The following is a 20366-nucleotide window of genomic DNA, read 5'->3' as shown; positions in this document are numbered from 1 at the left end:
CGCCATCTCACTCGTCTCGCATCGCAATCGCGGGAGAAATGCGCGTGGCACGGAATGCCGGCACGAAAGCGGCACCGAGCGCCGTCGCCATAAGCACAGCGATGGCAACGGCCATCGTCGCCGCATCGAACGGTTGCACGCCGTAAAGCAGTGACGCAATGGCCCGTAGCGCCAGCATAGACCCGAGAACGCCGATTACCAAGCCCAGCGCCGTCAGCTTCGCGATCCCCAGGACGAACCGGCGAAGCGCAGTACCCGGCTGCGCTCCAAGCGCGATCCGCAAGCCGATCTCGCGGCGACGAGCAGCGACGAGGTACGAGACAAGTCCGTACACTCCGATCGCCGAAAGGATGAGCGCCATCGCCGCAAACGAAGAAAGCAGAATCGCATAAAAACGCTGACGCGCCGCAAAGCCGGCGACGAGCGCTGTCATCGGCTGCACTGCGCGCAACGGCAAATCCGGGTCGATCGTGCGTACCACGTCTCGCACTGCCGAAGTCACGTTCCCTGGCGCCGCTGCCGTTCGCACGACGATGCTGAATTCACCCCACGCAAACTGTGCCTCGGGTACGAACATTTCCGGCGCGGTCGGCTGGATCGGACCGGCAAAGCGGATGTCCTCCACCACGCCCACCACGTGAGCGCGGCCGCCGATGCCGGTATCGGTCACGAACTCGGCGCCTAACGGGCTCCGTCGAGGATAGAACTTCTCGGCGGCCGCGCGATTGAGGATCACGACCGGCGGCGCGCCCTCCGTGTCGGCTTCCGTGAAGTCGCGGCCAGCGATGAGCCGGATGCCCATGGCGCTTCGATAGTCCGGCGTCACACCGCGATAGTGAACGCTGGACCACGCGCGCGCGTCTCCCACTGCGCCTGCCGTGACGGGCACGAGTGCCTCGATATCGTTGAGCCCGCTCAGCGGCAGCGAGCTGGTGATTCCCGTGCGCACGACGCCGGGAATCGCGTCCAGCCGACCGGTCACCGTGCGGTAGAACGCACGGACAGTGGTATCGCTCCCATAGCGTGTGCCAGGCAGCGCTACTTGCATCGTTAGGAGATGGTCCGCCGAGAAACCCAGTGGAGTCGTGTTGAGGCGCATTAGCGTGCGCACAAGCAGGCCCGCCGCGGAAAGCAGCAGCAGCGAGAGCGCAAATTGCGCGACAATGATCGTACTCCGCATCCTGCCGCGTGCCGTGGCACGGCGCCCGACAGCGTGCAATGCGCTGCTCAAGTCGACGCGAGTGGCGCGGCGCGACGGAAACACGCCAAACAGGACGCTACACATGAACGTGATAACAATCGTGACCATGACCACCGGCACGTCCAGTACGATCTCGTTCACACGTGGAAGATCTGCCGGCGCAGCGTGCCTGAGAATGGCCAACGCTCCGCTGGCCAGCAGAAGCCCCATCGTGCCGCCAACCACGGATAACAGCGCGCTCTCCATGAAAAGCATACGGGCGAGCCGCGCTCGACCGGCACCCATGGCGATGCGCACAGCAATCTCGCCCGCGCGGTTCTCGTGACGCGCGACGACGAGCGTTGCCACGTTCCCGCAGACGATCAGTAACAGGCACGCGGCGCCTGCAAGCGTTGCGAACAACACAGGACCTACGGCGCCTACCACCTGCTCCTCCATAGGCGTGACGGCAACAGTCTTCGCGCTGTCGGTAATCGGGTATGCGCGCGCGAGCCGCGCTGCCACCACATCCAGGTCGCGCTGCGCGATACCCACCGACACGCCCGGTCGCAGCCGCGCGATGACGCGCAAGTAGTGCGTGTCTCGTGAGAAGGGCGAACCGGCCAGCGATAGCGGTCTCCAAACCTCTGCGTCTTCCCGTACAAATGGCTCCGGAGAACGAAACGCGGCCGGCATCACGCCGATCACATCATAGGGATAGCCACTGAGCGTAATCTTGCGACCGACGATGTGCCGGTCGCCACCGAAGCGCTGTTGCCAGAGCCCGTGGCCAATCACGACGACCCGAGCTCCGTCGTGAACGTCCTCATCGGCGCGGAACGTCCGGCCGAGAATCGGTGCAACGCCGAGCACGCGGAAAAAATCCGCGTTTACCGAGGAGCCATGCAGCACTTCCGGGTCACCGGTCCCCGTCAGAGCAGGAGACCAAACGTTGAACGCCGCCGCGCGCTCGATCGCGGGGGTCCCGTGCACCCAGTCTAGGTAATCGAGATACGAGACCACGTCGCGCTCATCCGGCACGCTCGTTGGGCGCGACCAGAGCATCACCAGGTGTCCGCCCGGCCCATACGGCAACGGACGCAGCACCACGCGCTCCACGACAGTGACAATCGCGCTCGTCGCACCGATGCCGATGGCGAGGCAAAGGACGACCGCCGCCGTGAAGGCCGGTGCGCGCCCGAGCGAACGCACCGCGTAGCGCACGTCGCGTGCGAGCTCATCCACCGCACGGCTCCGGAACTCATCGCGCGCCGACTCGGCGTGGCGTTGCCTGCCCCCGAACGCGATGAGTGCAGTGCGACGCGCATCGTCGCTCGAAAGTCCGCGCTGCAGATTGTGCCTGATGAGCTGATCGATGTGGAACTGCATCTCGTCGTTCATCCGAGCGTTCCAGGCATTGCGATGAACGATCCCGGAAATCGACTCGACGAGGCCGCGAAATATCCGCGTGACCTTTGCGACAGGCCTCATTGTGGCTCCTCGGACACGTACCCTCGGCGGTCGAAAGATGCGCCTCCCGAATATCCAGCCGCTCCTTTCGATCGTCAAGGGGAGTCGTGGCGCGCTACCCCCTCGCGCGTCCGCACCCTTCCCGCATCGCAAACCGCCTTCGTATAGCTACCTTGAGATCGCCACACCCCACGGCGAATCGCCTGCCGGCACAGTCTTGATCACCTTGTTCGTCGCTGCGTCGATGATCGCAATGTCGTTGGACGGACCGTTCGCCGTGTAGATCTTTGATCCATCCGATGTCACCGCGACGCCCCATGGCCGCTTCGGATCTCGAATCGTCGCCACCACCGAATCGTTCGCCGTCGCGATAACCTCCAACGTGGCCCCGCGACCGGTCGTGATGTACACGAACTTGCCGTCCGGTGAAATCGCCGAGCCCATGGGCTTCGCCCCAGGCGTCGTCTTCGTGAGATCGAGCGTCTTGACCACCTTGTGGCTCTTCACGTCGACAACCGACACGTTGCCGCCGACTTCGGCCGGCACGTACCCTTTCGACCCATCAGGTGCAAAAACCACCGACCGCGGCCGCTTCCCGACCTTGATCGTTGCAATCGCTTTGTTCGACCCCACATCGATCACCGTCACCGTCCCCTGCCCCTCGCTGGTCACCCATGCCTCCTTGCCGTCGGGCGTCACCTTCACGCCCTCGGGCTCGCTGCCCACTTTCACCTTGGCGACCTCCTTGCCGTCCGCGAGGTCGAGCACCGTGGCCTTGCCCGCATCCTCGTTGGACACATAGATGAACTTGCCGTCGGGCGTAATGTCGAAGTTCTCAGGATCGTGACCGCCCTGCAGGCGTCGCATGCTGTCCGTCGCCAGATCGACCAGCGCGATGCCGTCCTTGGACCTGTCGGGCGGCGGCAACTTCGACTCGTCGACACCCGGTCCACCGATCGGCGAGCCGCTCACCGCGACGACCAGCGTCTTGCCGTCAGGCGTTAGGCGAACGCCGCGCGGCCGCTGCCCCGCGTCGATCGTTTTCACCACGCTGTCGGTGGCCGTGTTGATCACCGTGACCTTGTTGCCGCGCTCGTCCGACACATACACCAGCGACGCCCGAGCGCTCGCCGCGGCCGGAGCCGGCGCAGCCGCCGTCGATTCCGCCCCCGCCGCGGGCTGTTTCTCGCTGCCCGAGCACGCCGCCGCCGCCAACGCGCCCGCCACGATGCTACTGCCTAACGAAAGGCCCTGCCACGTTCCACGCATTTCCAATCTCCTCGTGCTGAAGTACCGGGCGCTCAATACGCCCGACCGCGCGTGCACCATCTACGCGAGGCCCATTCCCCACCGGGCCAACGCCGTCGGATATCCGCCGTACCGCAACAGCTCGCCGTGAAATCGCGACAACGAGAATCCGCTGCCATCGCGGCTCCACGCGTCGCGTGCATCGTCGCGCAGCCGCTCGATCTCGCGCCGCCCAACGACGAAGCACGACATGAGTGTCGGATGCGCGACCACTCGCATCACCTCGCTGCGAGCCGTCGCCTCATCCACGCCGAGCTCGTCACGCAACCGGCGCTCGGCGGCGCTCAGGTGCAGCGTCTTGGTGTGCACGGCCACATCGATGATCGCGCGAAGGGTCCGCCATAGAACATCCCGCGCGTGCAGAAGCCGCGCTGCCGGCGACGCGAAGAACCCCGCCTCCGCCATCATCGCCTCGCAGTAGTAAGCCCAGCCCTCGCGCGCCTCGTCGCTCCACAACACGCGACGGACCGTGCGCTCCAATGCGTTCGCCGTGACCGTCTGCTGATGGTGCCCGGGAATCACCTCGTGCACCACCGTGCTCGCGATGTCCGACCGCCGATAGACCGATGACCCCGCCACGTTAGGCGCCGTGAGGAACAACGTGCCCGCTTGCGATTCCGCGAACGCACCCGGCCCATCGTACAATGCGAACGGCACGAGCGGCGCGAGATACGCGGGCGTTGCCCGCACGCGCACCGGCGCCGTGACCACAGTGACCAAGCCGTGCGCCGACGCGAACCGACGAGCCGTATCCATGGCGTCCGCGTACGCGCTCGTGAGCACTGCCGCCGCTCCGGAATCTTCACTCACGCGCTCCACCACCTCCCGCCACGGCGTGCCGGGTGCGATCGCCGCCGCGGCCGCCTCCACGCCGCGCTGCGACTCTTCGTACGCGTGCTCTGCCCAACGCAGCAGTTGGTCCGCGCCGTCCTGGATCATGTGCGCCGTATGCAGGCGTCGCTCGAAGGCCTCGCGTCCGACGCCCGCCGTGTCCCGCGCGCGCTCATCCATGAGTGCCAACGCGTCGCCGAATCGTTCCAGCGACTCGACGGCCGCCTCCTGCACCGCCGCACCCTCGGGATCGGCGCCCAACGGACCAAGCGCTTCGCGCACCTCGTCACGCACCATCGCCAATCCGCCGGGCAGCATGGCCGCCGCGATGCCTAACGCTGGCCGAGTGGGTTGGACGAGCGCGTCGACCGCCGCCCCGAGGAATGCCGGGAGGGCGCGCAGCCGCGAGAGGAGCGCGGCGCTCCGCTCGCGCGGGTCGCCTTCGTTATCCGTTAGGCGATCGATCCCATCCAGGGCGTGGCGCACGTGAAACGTCGGGTCGTGCGCGAACGGGCGCTCGCGCTCGAACCACGACAGGAGTTGCCGCGCGTCGTGCAGCGCCGCCGTTTGGTCGATCTCATCATCGAGCGTGTCGGCCGTCGCTTCCTCGAGCGCGCCGGTATAGCTGCGTAGCGCCGCGCTGTGCGCCCGCACCGCTGCGGCGTCGAACGCGCCGTACATCCCGTCCAGCTCGCGCCGGCCCGCACGCGTCGCTTCGACTGGATCGATCCGGAATCGAAGGTCGAGATACCCCTCGAAGACCTGCGCGAGCGGCGGCGTCACGCCCGCGCCGGCTGGCTCCGATACGCAGACACCAGCGTCTCGATCTCGACGTCGCTCAACACGCGGCTCACACGCTTGGCGGCCTCGAACACGTGCTGGCACAGCCCGGCGTCCGACGCGTCATGGCCGTGCTCCTCGAGCCAGTATTTCACGTTCGACAGCCCCGACACGTGCGAGATCTCGATCCGTTGCGCAAGGCCGAAGTCGCCCGCCGGCACGCCGGAATAGATGCGGTCCGCCAGCCACGCATGTCCCTTGCGGCGCGCCTTGATGATCGCCGCCGCATGCACGCCCGTCCCGGTGCGGAATGCATCGTCGCCTAACACAGGGTAGCTCGGCGGGATCGGCACGCCGCACGCGCGCGACGCCAGTCGCGAGTACTCCGGCAGCCGGCTCAGCTCGTGCGGGTGCGCGCCGAGCAGCCGCAGATTGATCAACAACAGATCCATCTCCGTGTTGCCCACGCGCTCCCCAATGCCTAACGCGGTCCCGTGCACGCGATCCACCCCCGCCTCGATCGCCGCGAAGCAGTTGGCCAACCCGAGCCCGCGGTCGCGATGCCCGTGCCAGTCCAGCTTCACCGCTTCACCGCTCGGCGCGATGATCTCGTCGCGAACAAAACGCACCAACGCGCGCACACCGTCCGGCGTTGCGTGCCCAACGGTGTCCGCCAGACACAGACGCCGGGCGCCCCAGCGAATCGCGTTCCCGTACAGCGCCTTGAGCGTGTCCGGCGCCGCGCGCGTCGTGTCCTCGGTCACGAACATCACCGGCATGCCCTCGCGCACCGCGAACGTCACCGCCTCTTCACTCGCCCGCAGCATGCGATCCAGCGTCCAGTCTTCCGCATACTGCCGGATCGGCGACGACCCGATGAACGTCGCGGTCTCGATCGCGAGTCCCGTCGCATGCGCGATCTCGACGACTGGCTCCACATCACTCAGCACCGTGCGCGCCGCGCAGTTCGGGGACAACGGAAGTCGCGCATCCACGATCTCGCGCGCCAACGCCAACGTGTCCGCGCGCGCCCGCGGACCGGCGCCCGGCAGCCCGATGTCCACCGCGTCGATGCCCAGTTCGACCATCAGGCGCAGGAGCGCACGCTTGTCATCGATCGACGGATCGGTCACCGACGGACATTGCAGCCCGTCGCGCAGCGTCTCGTCGTCGAGCTCCACCCGACACGCGCGCCAATCGAAGGCGGTGTCGATCGAATTCCAGTCGTGGATCAGCTCGCGTTCGTCCATGGTCACCGGTGAAAGCCTCCGTCCGAACAGGCCGTCTGCGCTAGGTTGCAATATACCCTTGCGCAGACCCGATCCCGAGATCAATTGAAGGCATGCCGCGCCAGTCCTCGGTTTACGATCTCTGGATGTCAGCGCCGCTCGCGCACGCGCGCGGCGCGCTCCGCGCGCGCGACACCGAGATCGTCGCCTCGCAGGTCGCGATCTCCGAAATCGAAGCGCCCACCGGCAACGAACGCCGTCGCGGCGCGTGCATCGCCGAGCGATTCCGCGCGATCGGACTGCGCGACGTTCGCGTCGACGCGGCCGACAATGTGATCGGCCGTCGCGACGGCGCAGCCGATGTCGCGCCCGTCGTCATCTGCGCCCACCTTGACACGGTCTTTCCGCCCGGCACCCCCGTTCGCGTAAGGCGCTCCGGCGCCCGTCTCGTTGGCCCCGGGATCGGCGACAACGGCCGCGGACTCGCCGCCATGCTCGCCTTGGCCGAGGTCATTGACGGAACACGCATGCGCACGCACGCACCGGTGGACTTCGTTGCCACCGTCGGCGAAGAAGGCGCCGGCGACCTCCGCGGCGCCAAGCACCTCTTCGACCGCGCCGGCGATGCGCGCGCCGCGATCGCGCTCGACGGCGCAGGCGATGAGCGCATCGTCCACCGCGCCCTGGGATCGCGCCGCTTCCGGATCACCTTCCGCGGTCCGGGTGGCCACAGCTGGACGGCGTTCGGCGTGCCTAACGCTGTCCACGCCGCCGCGCTCGCCGCCGCCAAGCTCGCACGACTCCCCCGGCCCGCGTCGCCGCGCACCACCCTCTCGGTCGGACGCATCGGTGGCGGAATTGCCGTGAACGCCATCCCCGAGGAAGGCTGGCTCGAGGTCGACCTCCGCTCGACGTCGGCGGCAGTCCTCGATCGCTACGAGCACGAAATCCACGCCGCGGCTCGCGCCGCATCCGAAGAAGAAAATGGTCGCCGTGCGCGCGGCACACCGCCGCTCACGGAATCGATCGCGCGCATCGGGAATCGGCCCGGCGGCGACACAGACGCCACTCACCCGTTGGTCGCGCTCGCCGTCGACACCACGCGCCTCATCGGCCGCGAGCCCGAGTTGGCCACCGCGTCGACCGACGCCAATGTGCCGATCAGCCGCGGCATTCCTGCGATCGCCATCGGCGCCGGTGGTCGCGGCGGAGATGCCCATACGCCCGCCGAGTGGTTCGACAACACCGACGGGCACACCGGACTCGCGCGCGCGCTCGCTATCGTGATCGGCGCCGCCGGTCTCGCCACCGCCTCCCACACCGCGCCTCCAGCCGCCTGACGCGAACGGAGCACCGCCGTCAGTCGCGTTCCAGCCGGATCTCGCTGTGGCTGCCTAACGTCAGCGAGCCGCGCGCGCCCTTCACCACGACCTCGTCGCCGAGCATCGAGTCGTGCAGCAACGACGCCTCGATGCAGCTCTTGACGCCGATCACGCTGTCCCGAATCGTCGAACCGCTGATGCGCGTTCCCCCTCCGATCGAGACGTTCGGCCCGATGGTCGAGCGCTCGATCACCACCCCGTCTTCGATGTAGACGGGATCGAAAATGCGCACGCCGGGCGCCGGCGCCGGCCGTCGCGCCCGTCCCCGCTCGAGCATCGCGCGGTTCGTTTCCAGCAGCGTGTCGAGCTTGCCCGCGTCGTACCAGCCCTCGACGTCGATCACCTTGATGCGCGACCCGTGATCGATCATGTACTGGAACGCATCCGTCAGGTAATACTCGCCGTTCACCGGCGGCTGCCGCATCACGTAGTCGATCCCCTCGTACAAGCGCTTCCAGTCGCGCACATAGTACAGCCCGATGTTCGCCCGCCGCGAAATCGGCTCGCGCGGCTTCTCCACGATGCGGGTCATGTCTCCCGCTTCGTTAGTCACCACCACCCCGAAGCGCTGGTAGTCCTCGACTTCCTTCACCCAGATGATCCCGTCCGCATCCGTCGTCTTGAGCACCGACAAGTCCGCATCGAAGATCGTGTCCACGAAGATGATCAGCACCGGCTGGTCGACGTACGGCCGCGCCAACGCGATCGCACTCGCCGTTCCGTTCTGCACCTCCTGCTCGATGAACACCGACGGAAAATCGTATTCCTGCTTCGCGAAGGCCTCCACCTTTTCCTTGAGATGCCCGGTGATGTAGATGATCTGCTCGACGCCGCCTAACCGTTGCAGATCGTCCAGGATGTACCCCATCACCGGCTTCCCCGCCACGCGGAGCATCGGCTTCGGCGTGACGTGCGTGTGCGGCCTGAGCCGCGTCCCCTTGCCCGCGAGCGGAATGATCACCTTCATGGCGCGCTCGTCCCCTCCCGCCCGTAGCGGTCCTTGAGTCGCACGACGTCGTCCAGATGCGGCGTCGATGCCTCGAGCACGTCGCAGTCCGTCACCGCTTCCATGTAGTGGACCGTGCCCGGCGTAATGCGGAATGCCTGCCCGGGCTCGAGTCGCATGTCCTCGAGCTCCCCGTCGCCGAGCTTCACCCAATAGATGAGCTTGCCGGACAAGAGGTACACCGTCTCGTCCTTGTGATTGTGATACTGGACGGACAGCGCGTGGCCAGCCTTGATGTGCAGAATCTTCCCGACGTATTGGTCGGTGCGCGCCCAGATGATCTCGTGTCCCCACGGCTTGGGCACCGTGGTCACCGCCGCCGGTCCGGACATGCGTTGCTCGCGAGTGATGAAGTGTCAGGATTCTAGAGCACTGCATGTGCCGCGCAAGCGGCCCGCGCAACGCGGCGCGACGCTCTGCGCCGCGTCGCTTACCGAATCGTGCCGAGCATGCGCGAACGCAACATGCTCAAACGCCGGCGCACCGATCCATCCATGATGGTGTCGCCAACACGCACGATCGTGCCGCCAAGAATCTCCGGACGAACGACGAAATGCGGTACCACCGTCTTGCCCAGCACGCGCGACAGCCGCGCGGCCACGTCATGCCCCAGCGTGGCATCCGGCTCTCGCGCCACCGTCACAGACGCGTGCACGCGATTCTGGATTTCATCCACAATCGCATGATACTCGATCGCAATGTCCGGAATGAGATGCTGCCGGCGGTGCCTGATCACAGCCTGCAGAAAGCGCACGAACGGCCTCGGCAGCCGGTCCGCAAACGCCGCCGCCACGATCTCGTTCTTTCGCTCGGCGCTCACGCGCGGCGATTCGAGGAATCGCGACAACCTGATGTCCGCCTGAATGGCGCCGGCGACCTCGTCGATCAGACCCCCCCAGCCATCCAGGTCCGACGCACGACGCGCGAGCTCGACCAGCGTCTCCGCATAATTGCGCGAGATCGTCGGCTCTTGCATTAGCGGCTGGCCGGTTCCAGCGACGCCAGGAACGACTCGACCACTCGACGGTTGGTCTCATCATCCAGGTTCTTCTCGATCACCTTGCTCGCGCTCCGCACCGCGAGATTCACCGTATCGCGCCGCAGCTCCACCATCGCCTGCTGACGCTCGGTCTCGATCTCCTGGCGCGCGCGCTCCATCACCTGCTGCTGCTCGCGATGCGCCTGCTCCACGATCTCCGTGCGCACCTTCTCACCTGCGACACGACCCTCGGCGATGAAGCGTTGGGCATCGGCGTGCGCCTGAGCAACGAGCCGCTTGTGCTCCTCGAGCAGCTTCGCCGCTTCCTCACGATCCCGCTTCGCGTTCTCGATCGCATCTTCCAGCGCTTGCTCACGCGCCTCGACGGCCCGCGTGATCGGCTTGAACGCGAACTTCGTCAGCACGATCAGCACGACGATGAAGATGATCAGCGTCCAGAACATCAAACCGCCGTTCGCGGTCAGCAGCTTCGGCGGCTCCGCGTGCTGCTGCTGGGCTGCAAGCGGCAGCGCGTTGCCTAACATGAGGACGCAGGCGGCCAGCGACGTGCGCATGAGTACGATCCCCGAAGAGTGAAACCGCATCGGAAGCCCGGGCTCCCGATGCCGTTTGAACGCTAGAACGCGAACTTGTTCTGAATGACGAACGCGACGACGACCGCGAACAGGGCCACGCCCTCGATGAGCGCGGCGAGAATCAACCCCGCCGTCTGAATCGAGCCCGATGCTTCGGGCTGCCGTGCGATGCCATCGGCAACCTGTCCGCCGATGCGCCCGATGCCGATACCGGCACCGATCGTCGCCAAACCGGCACCGACGCCGGCGCCTAACATTGCCCACGCACCCGCGTACTCGCGTGAGAACGACCCGGCGGCCTGCAAGAGTGCGAACATGTGGATCATCGATGTTCTCCGTTCCGTTGACTGACCCTCGCTCCGCGTCGGCCTCACCGCGCCGCCGCCGCTCGTCGCCGAGGCCCGGGCCTCAACGAGCTTCCCCAGGTCGCTCGACCGGGTACCAACCTGCGGCTGGAGCACCGCCGCAGGCGTCAAAACACCAATGCCTGCTAATGCGCCTCGGACCGAATGAGCCCGATGAACACGCAGGACAAAATCGTGAAAATGTACGCCTGCAGGAACGCCACGAATATCTCGAGCAGGCTGCTGCCCACACCCATCAGCACCGACGGAATGCCCACCCAGTAGCTCGCGAACGTGAAGATGAGGCTGATCAGCGCCAACAACACCACGTGACCCGCCGTCATGTTCGCGAACAATCGAACGGCCAGCGCGAACGGCTTCGTGAATTTGCCGATGATCTCGACGACCGTCATGATCGGCACCATGAACAGCTTCATCACGAACGGAATTTCTTTGGGCGGCACATAGAAAATCGTGCGCAGATATCGCCACCCCTGCGTCTTGATCCCCGTTGCTTCGACCACCACGAACGTGATGATCGCCAGCATTCCGGTCACCGAGATGTTGCCCGTGGCTGTCGATCCGTAAGGCACCAGGCCCAGCAGATTCGCGAACAGAATGAAGAAGAAGAGCGTGAGCCCGAATGGCACGAATGCGTTGCCGTGCGGTCCCACGTTCGCCAGCACCACGTCGTTGCGGATGTAGAGCACCACGGCTTCGATGCCCGTCGCAAAGCCCTTCGGCGATCCGCGCTCCGTGGTGTGCCGCTCGTGCGCAATCGCCGCCGGGATCAATACGACCATGCACAGGATCGCCGCGACGAACAGCATGACGACGTGCTTGGTGATCGAAAAATCGATTTCGACCGATCCGACGCGCACCGGCTTCCACCGCGGAATCTCCCACGCATGCCCGAACGGCAGCTCGATCGTGTGCGAGTCCGTGATGTGCGGCATGATGATGTCCGCCGATCCCTGCGCGCCCATGAGGCGGTCGCCGCGAGGTCCCACGTGGATCTGATGCGCCGGAGCGGCGTTGGGCGCCGCGCCCTGGGCGTACATCGCCGCGGGCGCCGCCATGCACGCGAGCGCGAGGACGAGCGAACGAAAAGTCATCGTTTCAGAAGCAGTGGTTCGACCAACGTCGTCACGAAGAAGAACGTCGCCAAACTGAGAAGCGCCGGCTCGGCGCGCAGCCCCAACGCCCGCACCAACCAGAATCCCATCACGGCCAGCGCCGCGAGCCGCAGCAACATTCCCATACCCCAAGCGGGAAACACGTTCGTGCCCGCGCCCGCAACGAGCAACACGACCGCAAACGCAAACGACTGCACCGCAAACGCGATGACCGCGCTCACCTCGATCGCGTGCGCATCGCCCGGCAATCGGAACAACAGGCCGAGCAAGAACGCGCCAACGACGATCAGGACTGCGGCAGCGGCGACGAAACGCATCACCCGCTTCATCGCTCGCCTCCATCGCCATGCGCGTCGTGCTCGGAACTACGCCCGCCCCGCTGCTGCGACGAGTGCGCCGTGAGCGAGCGATACATGGAGTAGAATCCGGCGAACGCGCCCACGAATGCTCCTAACACCAACAGCCACGGCGTCGTACCAAGCTTCCCGTCCAACCACCGGCCGAGATACACGAACACCAGAATCGACACCACGAGCTGAATGCCCGAGCCCGCAAATGCGGCCGGAGATGGACCGCCCGCTGGCATTCCACGTTCACCGCGCCCGGAACCGGGCGCTCCAGATCGCCGCTCCGGTTCTCTCATGCGCGCGGAAATGTAGGAGCTTGTGAAATTTTTCGCAAGCTAAAGAAGAACCCGCTCCAACCCACCGGACATAATAACCGTCTAATCGCCAAGTTTCGGTCTCCACATAACTTACGCGTTACTACACCCTTGACGGCTCGTCCCGGTGTTGATAACTTCGCCCTCAGATTCTGCTTCTCCCTTTGCCCGTGCGACCGCCCCCGTTCCCCGGCCGGTCTCAATCTCATGACCTCCCGTTTCGTCATCTGGCTACTCTGCGCAGGCGCCGTGTTCGTGGCCTGGAGCCCCCACGCCAAACACAACGAGTCCGCCGCCAGCACGACGAACGAGCACTCGCAATCGGATACCGTACCCAAAAAAGTCACTACCGCTGCGCTGACCTCCGCCGCGCACGTCAGCGTCGACCATAACGTCAAAGTCAGCCTGCGCGTCACGAACGTCGCCGATCACGCGGTCGAAATCGATTTCCCATCCGGCAAAACCCACGACGTCGTCATCCTCGACTCCACTGGCCATGAAGTCTGGCGCTGGAGCGACGGCCGCATGTTCACCCAAGCAGTCCGCAATACGCTCTTGGGCGCGAACGAGTCCGTCACATACGAGGAGTCATGGAATCCGCACGGACGTACCGGCGACTTCACCGCCGTCGCTCGCTTGGAAAGCAATAATCACCCCATTCAGCAGCGCACCGACTTCACACTGCGCTAATCGAGCCCACGCACCACCCTTAACGCCCCGCGCCCCCGCCGCTACCTTTCGCAAACCTGCGGCGAGAATCAGAGGACGCGTTTGGCGACACCGGCTCGATCTTCCACACACGATGACACGCGCGACGTCCAACTCCTCACCGAGTTGGCCACCGCGCGCCAAGCGCTCATCGATCAGATCGGCCGGCGCATCATCGGCCAGAAGGAAGTCGTCGAGAATCTCGTCGCCGCCCTGCTGAGCGGCGGTCACGCACTACTCGTCGGCGTTCCCGGTCTCGCCAAGACCCTGCTCGTTAGGACGCTCGCCGACGCGCTCGACCTCTCCTTCTCTCGCATCCAGTTCACCCCCGACTTGATGCCGAGCGACATCACCGGCACCGAATTGCTCGAAGAAGATCACGCGACGGGCAGACGCGTGTTCAAGTATGTGAAGGGACCGGTGTTCGCCAACGCGGTGCTCGCCGACGAGATCAATCGCGCGCCTCCGAAAACGCAGGCCGCGCTGCTGCAGGCCATGCAGGAGCACGCCGTCACCGCCGCCGGGCGGACGCACCCGCTCCCCGAGCCGTTCTTCGTGCTCGCCACGCAGAACCCGATCGAGCAGGAAGGCACGTACCCGCTGCCGGAAGCGCAGCTCGATCGATTCATGTTCGAGCTGCGCGTCGGCTATCCGACGGCCGACGAAGAAGAGCACGTCGTCGCCACCACCACAAGCGATACCGAAGCCTCGGTCACGCCGGTGCTGGACGCGACGCGCCTCATCGCACTCCAACACCTGGTGCGCCGCCTCCCGGCGCCGCCCACGGTCGTCCGCTACGCCGTCGGCCTCGCGCGCTCCACACGACCGGATGCAAAAGAAGCCTCGCCCGACGTCAGAAAATACGTCAGCTGGGGCGCCGGCCCGCGAGCCTCGCAATATCTAGTGTTAGGCGCGAAAGCTCGGGCCGCCATGGACGGCCGCGCTGTGCCCGACCTGGACGACGTCCGGTCCGTCGCGCTCGTCGTGCTCCGCCACCGCATCGTGCTCAACTTCCAGGGCGAAGCCGAAGGCATGACGCCCGAGCGCCTCATCCGCCTCGCGGAACGTTAGGCGCTCGATCGAAGCCCGGCTGCGCGCCCCCATTGCGTTAGGCGTCGTCGCCGTCCCGCCCTTCGTCGTCACCGCTCCACCACCGCCGCCACCACGGCGGCCGCGACTCCGGCGCCAACGTCCGGTCCACCGCGTTCCGCCACGCGTCACGCATCTCGGCCGCGTCGCCAAATCGCTGCTCCGCCACCGGCGCCAGTCCGCGCCGCAACCACTCGGCCACCGGCTCCGGATACCCGCGCAGATCGACGTCGCCCGATAGTTCCCGCCCCAGAATCGCCCGCCCATCTCCCGTGCCGAACGGCGGCTCGCCGGATAAGAGATACGTCACGATCGCCGTCAAGCCGAAGCAATCGACGGCCGCTCCCTGCGACTCGCCTAACAACTGCTCCGGCGCCGCGAACTCCGGCGTGCCCGTCGTCCCGCTCAACAGCTCTTCGCCGGAAATCTTCGCCACACCAAAATCGGCGATCCGCCACCGCCGGTGCCGATCGATCAGGATGTTCTCCGGCTTGAGATCCCGGTGCACGATGCCGATCGCGTGCGCCGCCGCCAGCCCGTCCAGCACCTGATCGATGTGCGACGCAATCTGCTCCACCGACCGCGGCCCCGATCGCTTCACCAGATCGGCCAGCGACCCGTTCTCGGCCAACTCCATCGTGTACCACGACACGCCGCCGTTGCTGTCCCAGTCGTAGATCGGCACGATCGCCGGATGCGCGAGCTGCGCCGCCAGCTGCGCTTCGCGGCGAAACCGCCGCACGGCGATCTCGTCGTTCGCGACCTGCGGATGGAGCATCTTGAGCGCGACCTCGCGCTCCAGCGTCAGATCTCGCACGCGCCACACCGACCCGAACGTACCGGAACCGAGCCGCGCGATCACCTCGTAGTCCTCGCCCGTCGCCCACCGCAGCCGCTCCTCTTCCGCGTCGCCTAACGGACGAATCGCCGGCATCGAGCCGCTGATGTACACCGACGATCTCGCGCCGCCGCCCACCGCTCGATCCAGCTCGCGCAGCATCGCCGCCACCGAGTGATACCGCCGCTCGGGATCGCGCTCCAGCGCCCGGTCGAGCACGCGCGCCACGGCCTGCGGACAGTCCGGCCGGACTAACGGAAGCGGCGGCACCTCCGGCGGCGGATACTCGCCGGTCAGCGAGGCAAATGCCGTCGCCGCCAACTGCCACTGATCGCTCTCCGGCGTCGGCAGCCACTCGCCATCGGGCCATTCCGGAGCCCGCGGCAGTCGGCCGGGAAACGGTGTCAGCTCCGCCGGTATCATGTTGCGCGGCAGCGCCCACTCCCACGCCAGCAGCCAGAGCTGACCCGTCGGCGTGAACCAGATCGATTCGCCGCACACCGCGCCGTGCGCGGTAGCCGTCGTGTGCAGATACGCCAACGCCTGACCCGTCGAGCGCAAGAGCTGCAGCGATGTCGCGAGATCGTCCGGCCCCACCCGCCGAATCCGTCCGGCCACGCTCTCACCCGAAATCCATCGCCGCACGTACGCGGGTCCTCGACGACTCTGCAAACCGCCCGGCCACCAGTCGTACGCAGTTGGTATTGATGCGTGCGCCCGATGTGCCAGCGCGCGCGCCTCCGCGCCCAGCCATGTCGCCTGCGCGGGATCCGGCACCGTCACAAGCGACAGCGAGCGACCGAGCGCGTCCACGACTTCCTGGTAGTGACGGAACTCGGCCTGCACCCCCTCGGCGCCCCACGACCAACCCGCGGGTAGTTGCCAGCCCTCGATGTGTGACGGAAGTTTCGCCGTCACGCTGTTCGGCGACGGCGCGCCGGGTGCCAAGGGCGAGATGCCCGAATCGGATGTGGCGGCCGGCGACGCAGGCGCCCCAGCGGGACGCGACCCGGCGCCGGCAGGCGGCGTGACGGTCACGAGCAAAACCTATAGCCCGTGCCGGCCACGGCCAAGCACGCCAATCAACGAGCCTACATGGATACGACGATCACCGCGCCCCCAATCATCTTCGAGCCCCTCTTCGATGACGTCACGCCGCCGACGCGCGCCACGACGGGCGCCGCCGGCTACGATGTGCGCGCCCACCTGCGCAACCGCGCCGTTCGTACATGGCGCGCGGGCGCCGAGAGCCTCGAGCCGGCAACCGCCGAGGGCGTGTTCATGCTCGAGGCCGGCGACGTCGCACTCATTCCATTGGGCTTCCGTGCGCGACTGCCGGCCGGATACGAGGCGCAGGTTCGCCTGCGGAGCTCGATCGCGTTTCGCCGCGGCCTCATTCTGCCCAACGCACCCGGCACCATCGATGCCGACTATCCCGATGAATGGCTCGTAATGGTGCGCAATGTTTCCACGCAGCGCGTCGGCATCGAACACGGTGAGCGTATCGCGCAGATCATCCTGCATCGCTACGCATCGCTCGCCTGGACCACCGGCGCCGTCACACAGTCCACCGATCGACGCGGCGGCATCGGCAGCACCGGCTGACGGACTCGCGGCTCCCGCCTAACTGAATCGTATGACAGTGTAGTACGAATGACGCTCGCGTGACGAGCTCGGCGTTAGTACTTTGGTCGGGCGAAAAAACACGCCACGGAAACGCGTCACATGATCCACTTGGTCGGACTCGGACACGCCGTCATCACGGTCGGCGTCACGCGCCTTACACAGGCCAGCGAAACCCTCTTCGCCTCCGCGCTGTTGTTCGTGTCCGAGGCAGGCCGGCCCATCGAGCGCCATCGCATCATCGAGCTGCTCTGGCCGCGGACATCGGCGCAGCGCGCCAGTCACCGGCTCAGACAGACTCTTTACCGGCTCAACGCGCTCGGCGCTTCCCTCCGTTCGGATCGCGGCCACATCACGCTGCCCGCGCGCTCCGCTCAGTCCGACTTCGGCGAAGTCCTCGCCGCGGGACGCAGCGCAGACCCCAACCGCGTCGCGGAGCTCGTGCAAGGTCCTTTTCTTCCGGGGTACACACCGCGATTTTCTTCGACCTTCAGCGAATGGCTCGAGCGGGAACGCGACGTCGTCACATCCGGTCTCCGACGCGTCCTCGTCGCCGCCATCGCCGCCCAACGGGAGCGGGCCGACTGGGCCGCCGTGGAACGACTCGCCACCCGCTGCCTCCTGCTCGATCCGCTCAATGAAGAAGCGACGCTGGCCCTTGCCGAAGCCGCCGCGTTCCACGGCAGCAAGGTGCGCGCACTCGAAATACTCGACGCATACCTGCAAGAGCTCGGACCCACCGCAGGCGACATCCGCGTACCGGCCACGCTGCTCCGACGACGCATCGCCGAAGCATACCGCGCCGCTCCCGACCAACACCCGTCGTCCCAACTCGGCCGCGATCAGGAAATGCACGACGTCAAGCGCGTCCTGCACGGTCTCTTCGCCGCCCGCGGCGAAACCTGTCTCGTCTGCGGCGAAAGGGGCATCGGCAAGAGCCGTTTCGCCACCGAAGTTGCCCGCGCTGCCCAACTCGACGGGATCAAGGTCGCGCGGGTGGAATGCCAGCCGCACGACAGTGAACGCGCCCTCGGCGGCATCATCGAGCTCGCCCGCGGCGTGCGCGCCATGCGCGGTGCGATCGCCGTCGGAGAAGCGTCGAAGCGCACCCTCGACGCCGTGCTCGTCACGGACGGGCGCGCCGATCACTCGGCGGGCCTCGATGCCGCCGAGCTCTCCACCCGCGTCCGCAACGCGCTCATCGATCTCGTCGACGCAGTCTCGAGTGAACAGCCCATCGTCCTCATCATCGAGGACGCGCAGTGGCTGGACCCCGCCTCGTGGACATGCATCCGCGGATTGTCCCGGTGGGCGCTCAAGCGCCGCGCACTCATCGTCCTCACAGCCAGGCAGCCTGACGTCGCCCGCCAGTTCGACTGTGCCGAGGACGTGCGCCCCCGCGTGATGCGCCTCAAACCGCTCGATGATCCGGCAAGTCGCGCGCTCGTCCAACGCATCATCACGGGCTCGCATCGCGCCGGGAACGAGTCGTTCACCGAATGGTGTGTCGCGCGCGGCGGCGGCAATCCGTACATCCTCATCGAGCTTGCGACCCGGGCGGAAGGCGAATACGAGCCGTTTCGCGCCCCCGCGGCGCTCGAGCGCATTGCCGCAGAGCGCCTCGACCAGTTGAACGACGTCCCGCTGCGCATCTTGCAAGCCGTCGCCGTGCTCGGCCCGAGTTCGTCCACCCGGCGCGTCGAGGAAGTGCTCGGCGTCAACCGGTTAGGCCTGCTCGACGGACTCGACGCACTCAGCGCCGCCGGGATGATCGGCCTCGACGGCGACCGGATCGTTCTGCGCCACCGCCTCACGGCGGACGCGGCGCTCGACCGTCTGTCCACTCCGGCGCGCCAGCTGCTCCACCGCCGCGCCGCCGAGCTGCTCGAGGGCGAACAGCGCGCCGATCGTCCCGAGGCGCTCGCCGGCGAATGCGCCGAGCACTGGCAGTACGCCGGCGAACACACGCGCGCGATCGAACTTCTCACTGGCGCGGCCAGCCGCCTAACGGGACTCGGCATGCCCATCGAGGCCGCCCGGCTCTACGAGCGCGCCGCGCAGATGACGTCCTCGCCGCCCGACAAACTGCACCACCTTGCCGCGCGCGCCCATGCGCTCTTCCTCGGCGCGGATTGGGAGCCGTTCGTGCACGTCGTCGCGGAAGTCGAGTCGCTGCAACGCGGCTCCCGCAGCTCACCCGACAACCACGACGACACCGAGCTCGAGCTCTCCCTCGCCAAGTGGCGGCTCGGCGCCGACCGGCGCGAGCTGCTCGCCGAGGCCACGCGCTGCGCGTCGGCCGCTTCCGCGTCCGACGCGCACCGCCTGGCCGCCGCCGCGTGGGCATTGATGATCGCCGATAATCTCTGCGACGATCGCGCCGCCGCGACGGTGATGCGCGTCGTCGCATCGGCCGCCGTGCAACCGGGCGTCGAGGAAGACGCCGTCTCGTGCCTGCACATGGTGTTTCACACCGCCTTCGGCAAACCGGAATCCGGACTCGAGGCCGCCTACCGCCTTACGGACTCGCAGTTAGGCGCTCAGGACGGCGGCTCGAAGGCCAGATATTTGTCGCACGCGTCAGCCGCACTTCGCCTGTGCGGCGCGCCGATCGTCGAGGCGCGACAGGCTGCCGCGTCGGCCCTCGAGATCGCGCAGCGCCTCGGGCTCGCCGCCTTCGCGGCGCCTGCCGCCAATCAGATCACGCTCACCTATCTGGCGGAAGGCGATACCGTCACCGCCCGTGCGTGGTTCGACAAAGCCCTCTGGCTGATGGAGCGGAGCGCCGACAGCGTGGGCCGCTCCACCATCCTGAGCAACGGGGCCGAAATCGCGCTGCGCGAGCGTCGGTTAGGCGATGCCGAGCGCCTGATCGTGGAAAGCGAAAACGCGGTCGGCCAGGCGCGGTCGCCGCGCTCGGACATTCGCCACGTCTCGTTCCGTTGGCGCCTCGCCCTCCTGCGCGGGGATGCCGCTCCGTCGGAGCACGACCTCCGCCACTTCGCGCACCTGCACCGCCGCACGCGCAAGGCCAACGGCCAGGACTTCGCCACCGCCGCACTCATGGATCTCCTCCTGCTGGCCGGGCGGCGGCGGGAGGCATCGCGCCTGCTCACCGCATACGTGAGAGAGTACCGGCGGCCATCGACGTCGCTCGAACCCGACCTGGAACGCCTGCGCAGGGACCTGCATGTGGAGTGACGCCG

18 protein-coding genes are annotated in these 20366 nt (G+C 66.8%); 5 read left to right on the top strand and 13 right to left on the bottom strand.

Translation table 11 applies throughout. The annotated features are described in order from the left end of the window. Positions 1–7 precede the first annotated feature (7 nt). The 4 genes from VFW04_06765 to VFW04_06750 all read right to left on the bottom strand — a co-directional run bounded on the left by VFW04_06765 (position 8) and on the right by VFW04_06750 (position 6819). Positions 8–2671 (bottom strand): ABC transporter permease, encoded by a 2664-nt coding sequence (locus VFW04_06765; protein HEX5179012.1) that lies wholly within the window; start codon positions 2669–2671, stop codon positions 8–10. A gap of 147 nt (positions 2672–2818) precedes the next feature. After that, positions 2819–3919 carry a beta-propeller fold lactonase family protein gene (locus tag VFW04_06760; GenBank protein HEX5179011.1) on the bottom strand — a complete coding sequence of 367 codons (1101 nt, stop codon included), beginning with the start codon at positions 3917–3919 and terminating at the stop codon, positions 2819–2821. A 60-nt stretch (positions 3920–3979) separates the two neighbouring features. Continuing rightward, entirely contained in the window at positions 3980–5572 is a 1593-nt protein-coding gene (locus VFW04_06755) for a DUF885 domain-containing protein (GenBank protein ID HEX5179010.1), read from the bottom strand. Then, positions 5569–6819 (bottom strand): LeuA family protein, encoded by a 1251-nt coding sequence (locus VFW04_06750; GenBank protein HEX5179009.1) that lies wholly within the window; start codon positions 6817–6819, stop codon positions 5569–5571. The genes VFW04_06755 and VFW04_06750 overlap by 4 nt, the downstream gene beginning before the upstream one ends. A gap of 125 nt (positions 6820–6944) precedes the next feature. Between VFW04_06750 and VFW04_06745 the strand changes: the two genes are divergently transcribed. Then, entirely contained in the window at positions 6945–8138 is a 1194-nt protein-coding gene (locus tag VFW04_06745; GenBank protein HEX5179008.1) for a M20/M25/M40 family metallo-hydrolase, read from the top strand. 19 nt (positions 8139–8157) lie between these two features. Here the strand turns inward: VFW04_06745 and VFW04_06740 are convergent, their stop codons facing one another. The 8 genes from VFW04_06740 to VFW04_06705 form a co-directional block, all read right to left on the bottom strand. Then, a complete protein-coding gene (locus VFW04_06740) occupies positions 8158–9147 on the bottom strand; it encodes a sugar phosphate nucleotidyltransferase (protein ID HEX5179007.1) in 990 nt (329 codons plus the stop codon). Beyond that, positions 9144–9518: a cupin domain-containing protein gene (locus VFW04_06735; GenBank protein ID HEX5179006.1), complete on the bottom strand. Its 375-nt coding sequence runs from the start codon at positions 9516–9518 to the stop codon at positions 9144–9146. Before VFW04_06735 ends, VFW04_06740 begins: the two co-directional genes overlap by 4 nt. Before the next feature lie 98 nt (positions 9519–9616). Further along, entirely contained in the window at positions 9617–10162 is a 546-nt protein-coding gene (gene atpH, locus VFW04_06730; GenBank protein ID HEX5179005.1) for an ATP synthase F1 subunit delta, read from the bottom strand. Then, positions 10162–10770 carry a F0F1 ATP synthase subunit B gene (gene atpF, locus VFW04_06725; protein HEX5179004.1) on the bottom strand — a complete coding sequence of 203 codons (609 nt, stop codon included), beginning with the start codon at positions 10768–10770 and terminating at the stop codon, positions 10162–10164. The genes atpH and atpF overlap by 1 nt, the downstream gene beginning before the upstream one ends. A 32-nt stretch (positions 10771–10802) precedes the next feature. After that, entirely contained in the window at positions 10803–11078 is a 276-nt protein-coding gene (gene atpE, locus VFW04_06720; GenBank protein HEX5179003.1) for an ATP synthase F0 subunit C, read from the bottom strand. 173 nt (positions 11079–11251) lie between these two features. Continuing rightward, positions 11252–12220: a F0F1 ATP synthase subunit A gene (atpB, locus tag VFW04_06715; GenBank protein HEX5179002.1), complete on the bottom strand. Its 969-nt coding sequence runs from the start codon at positions 12218–12220 to the stop codon at positions 11252–11254. Next, positions 12217–12570 carry a hypothetical protein gene (locus VFW04_06710; GenBank protein HEX5179001.1) on the bottom strand — a complete coding sequence of 118 codons (354 nt, stop codon included), beginning with the start codon at positions 12568–12570 and terminating at the stop codon, positions 12217–12219. Before VFW04_06710 ends, atpB begins: the two co-directional genes overlap by 4 nt. Further along, complete coding sequence (locus tag VFW04_06705; GenBank protein ID HEX5179000.1) at positions 12567–12827, bottom strand: AtpZ/AtpI family protein; 261 nt, start codon at positions 12825–12827, stop codon at positions 12567–12569. Before VFW04_06705 ends, VFW04_06710 begins: the two co-directional genes overlap by 4 nt. A 282-nt stretch (positions 12828–13109) precedes the next feature. Here VFW04_06705 and VFW04_06700 point away from each other — a divergent pair, with 282 nt between their 5' ends. Both VFW04_06700 and VFW04_06695 read left to right on the top strand, forming a co-directional pair. Further along, a complete protein-coding gene (locus VFW04_06700) occupies positions 13110–13592 on the top strand; it encodes a BsuPI-related putative proteinase inhibitor (protein HEX5178999.1) in 483 nt (160 codons plus the stop codon). 81 nt (positions 13593–13673) lie between these two features. Beyond that, a complete protein-coding gene (locus tag VFW04_06695) occupies positions 13674–14681 on the top strand; it encodes an AAA family ATPase (protein HEX5178998.1) in 1008 nt (335 codons plus the stop codon). Positions 14682–14718: 37 nt separating this feature from the next. Here VFW04_06695 and VFW04_06690 read toward each other — a convergent pair whose 3' ends face one another. Then, positions 14719–16575 (bottom strand): serine/threonine-protein kinase, encoded by a 1857-nt coding sequence (locus VFW04_06690; protein ID HEX5178997.1) that lies wholly within the window; start codon positions 16573–16575, stop codon positions 14719–14721. Positions 16576–16632: 57 nt separating this feature from the next. On the opposite strand from VFW04_06690, the gene VFW04_06685 reads away from it, so the two are divergent. Both VFW04_06685 and VFW04_06680 read left to right on the top strand, forming a co-directional pair. Then, positions 16633–17142 carry a hypothetical protein gene (locus tag VFW04_06685; protein HEX5178996.1) on the top strand — a complete coding sequence of 170 codons (510 nt, stop codon included), beginning with the start codon at positions 16633–16635 and terminating at the stop codon, positions 17140–17142. A 120-nt stretch (positions 17143–17262) separates the two neighbouring features. Then, complete coding sequence (locus VFW04_06680) at positions 17263–20361, top strand: AAA family ATPase (GenBank protein HEX5178995.1); 3099 nt, start codon at positions 17263–17265, stop codon at positions 20359–20361. The last annotated feature ends 5 nt before the right edge of the window (positions 20362–20366 follow it).

It is taken from the genome of Gemmatimonadaceae bacterium, assembly GCA_036273715.1.
Classification (GTDB): Bacteria; Gemmatimonadota; Gemmatimonadetes; order Gemmatimonadales; family Gemmatimonadaceae; genus JADGGM01.
The sequence above is the reverse complement of the archived record's forward strand: the minus strand, read 5'-3'. Positions and strand labels throughout refer to the sequence as shown.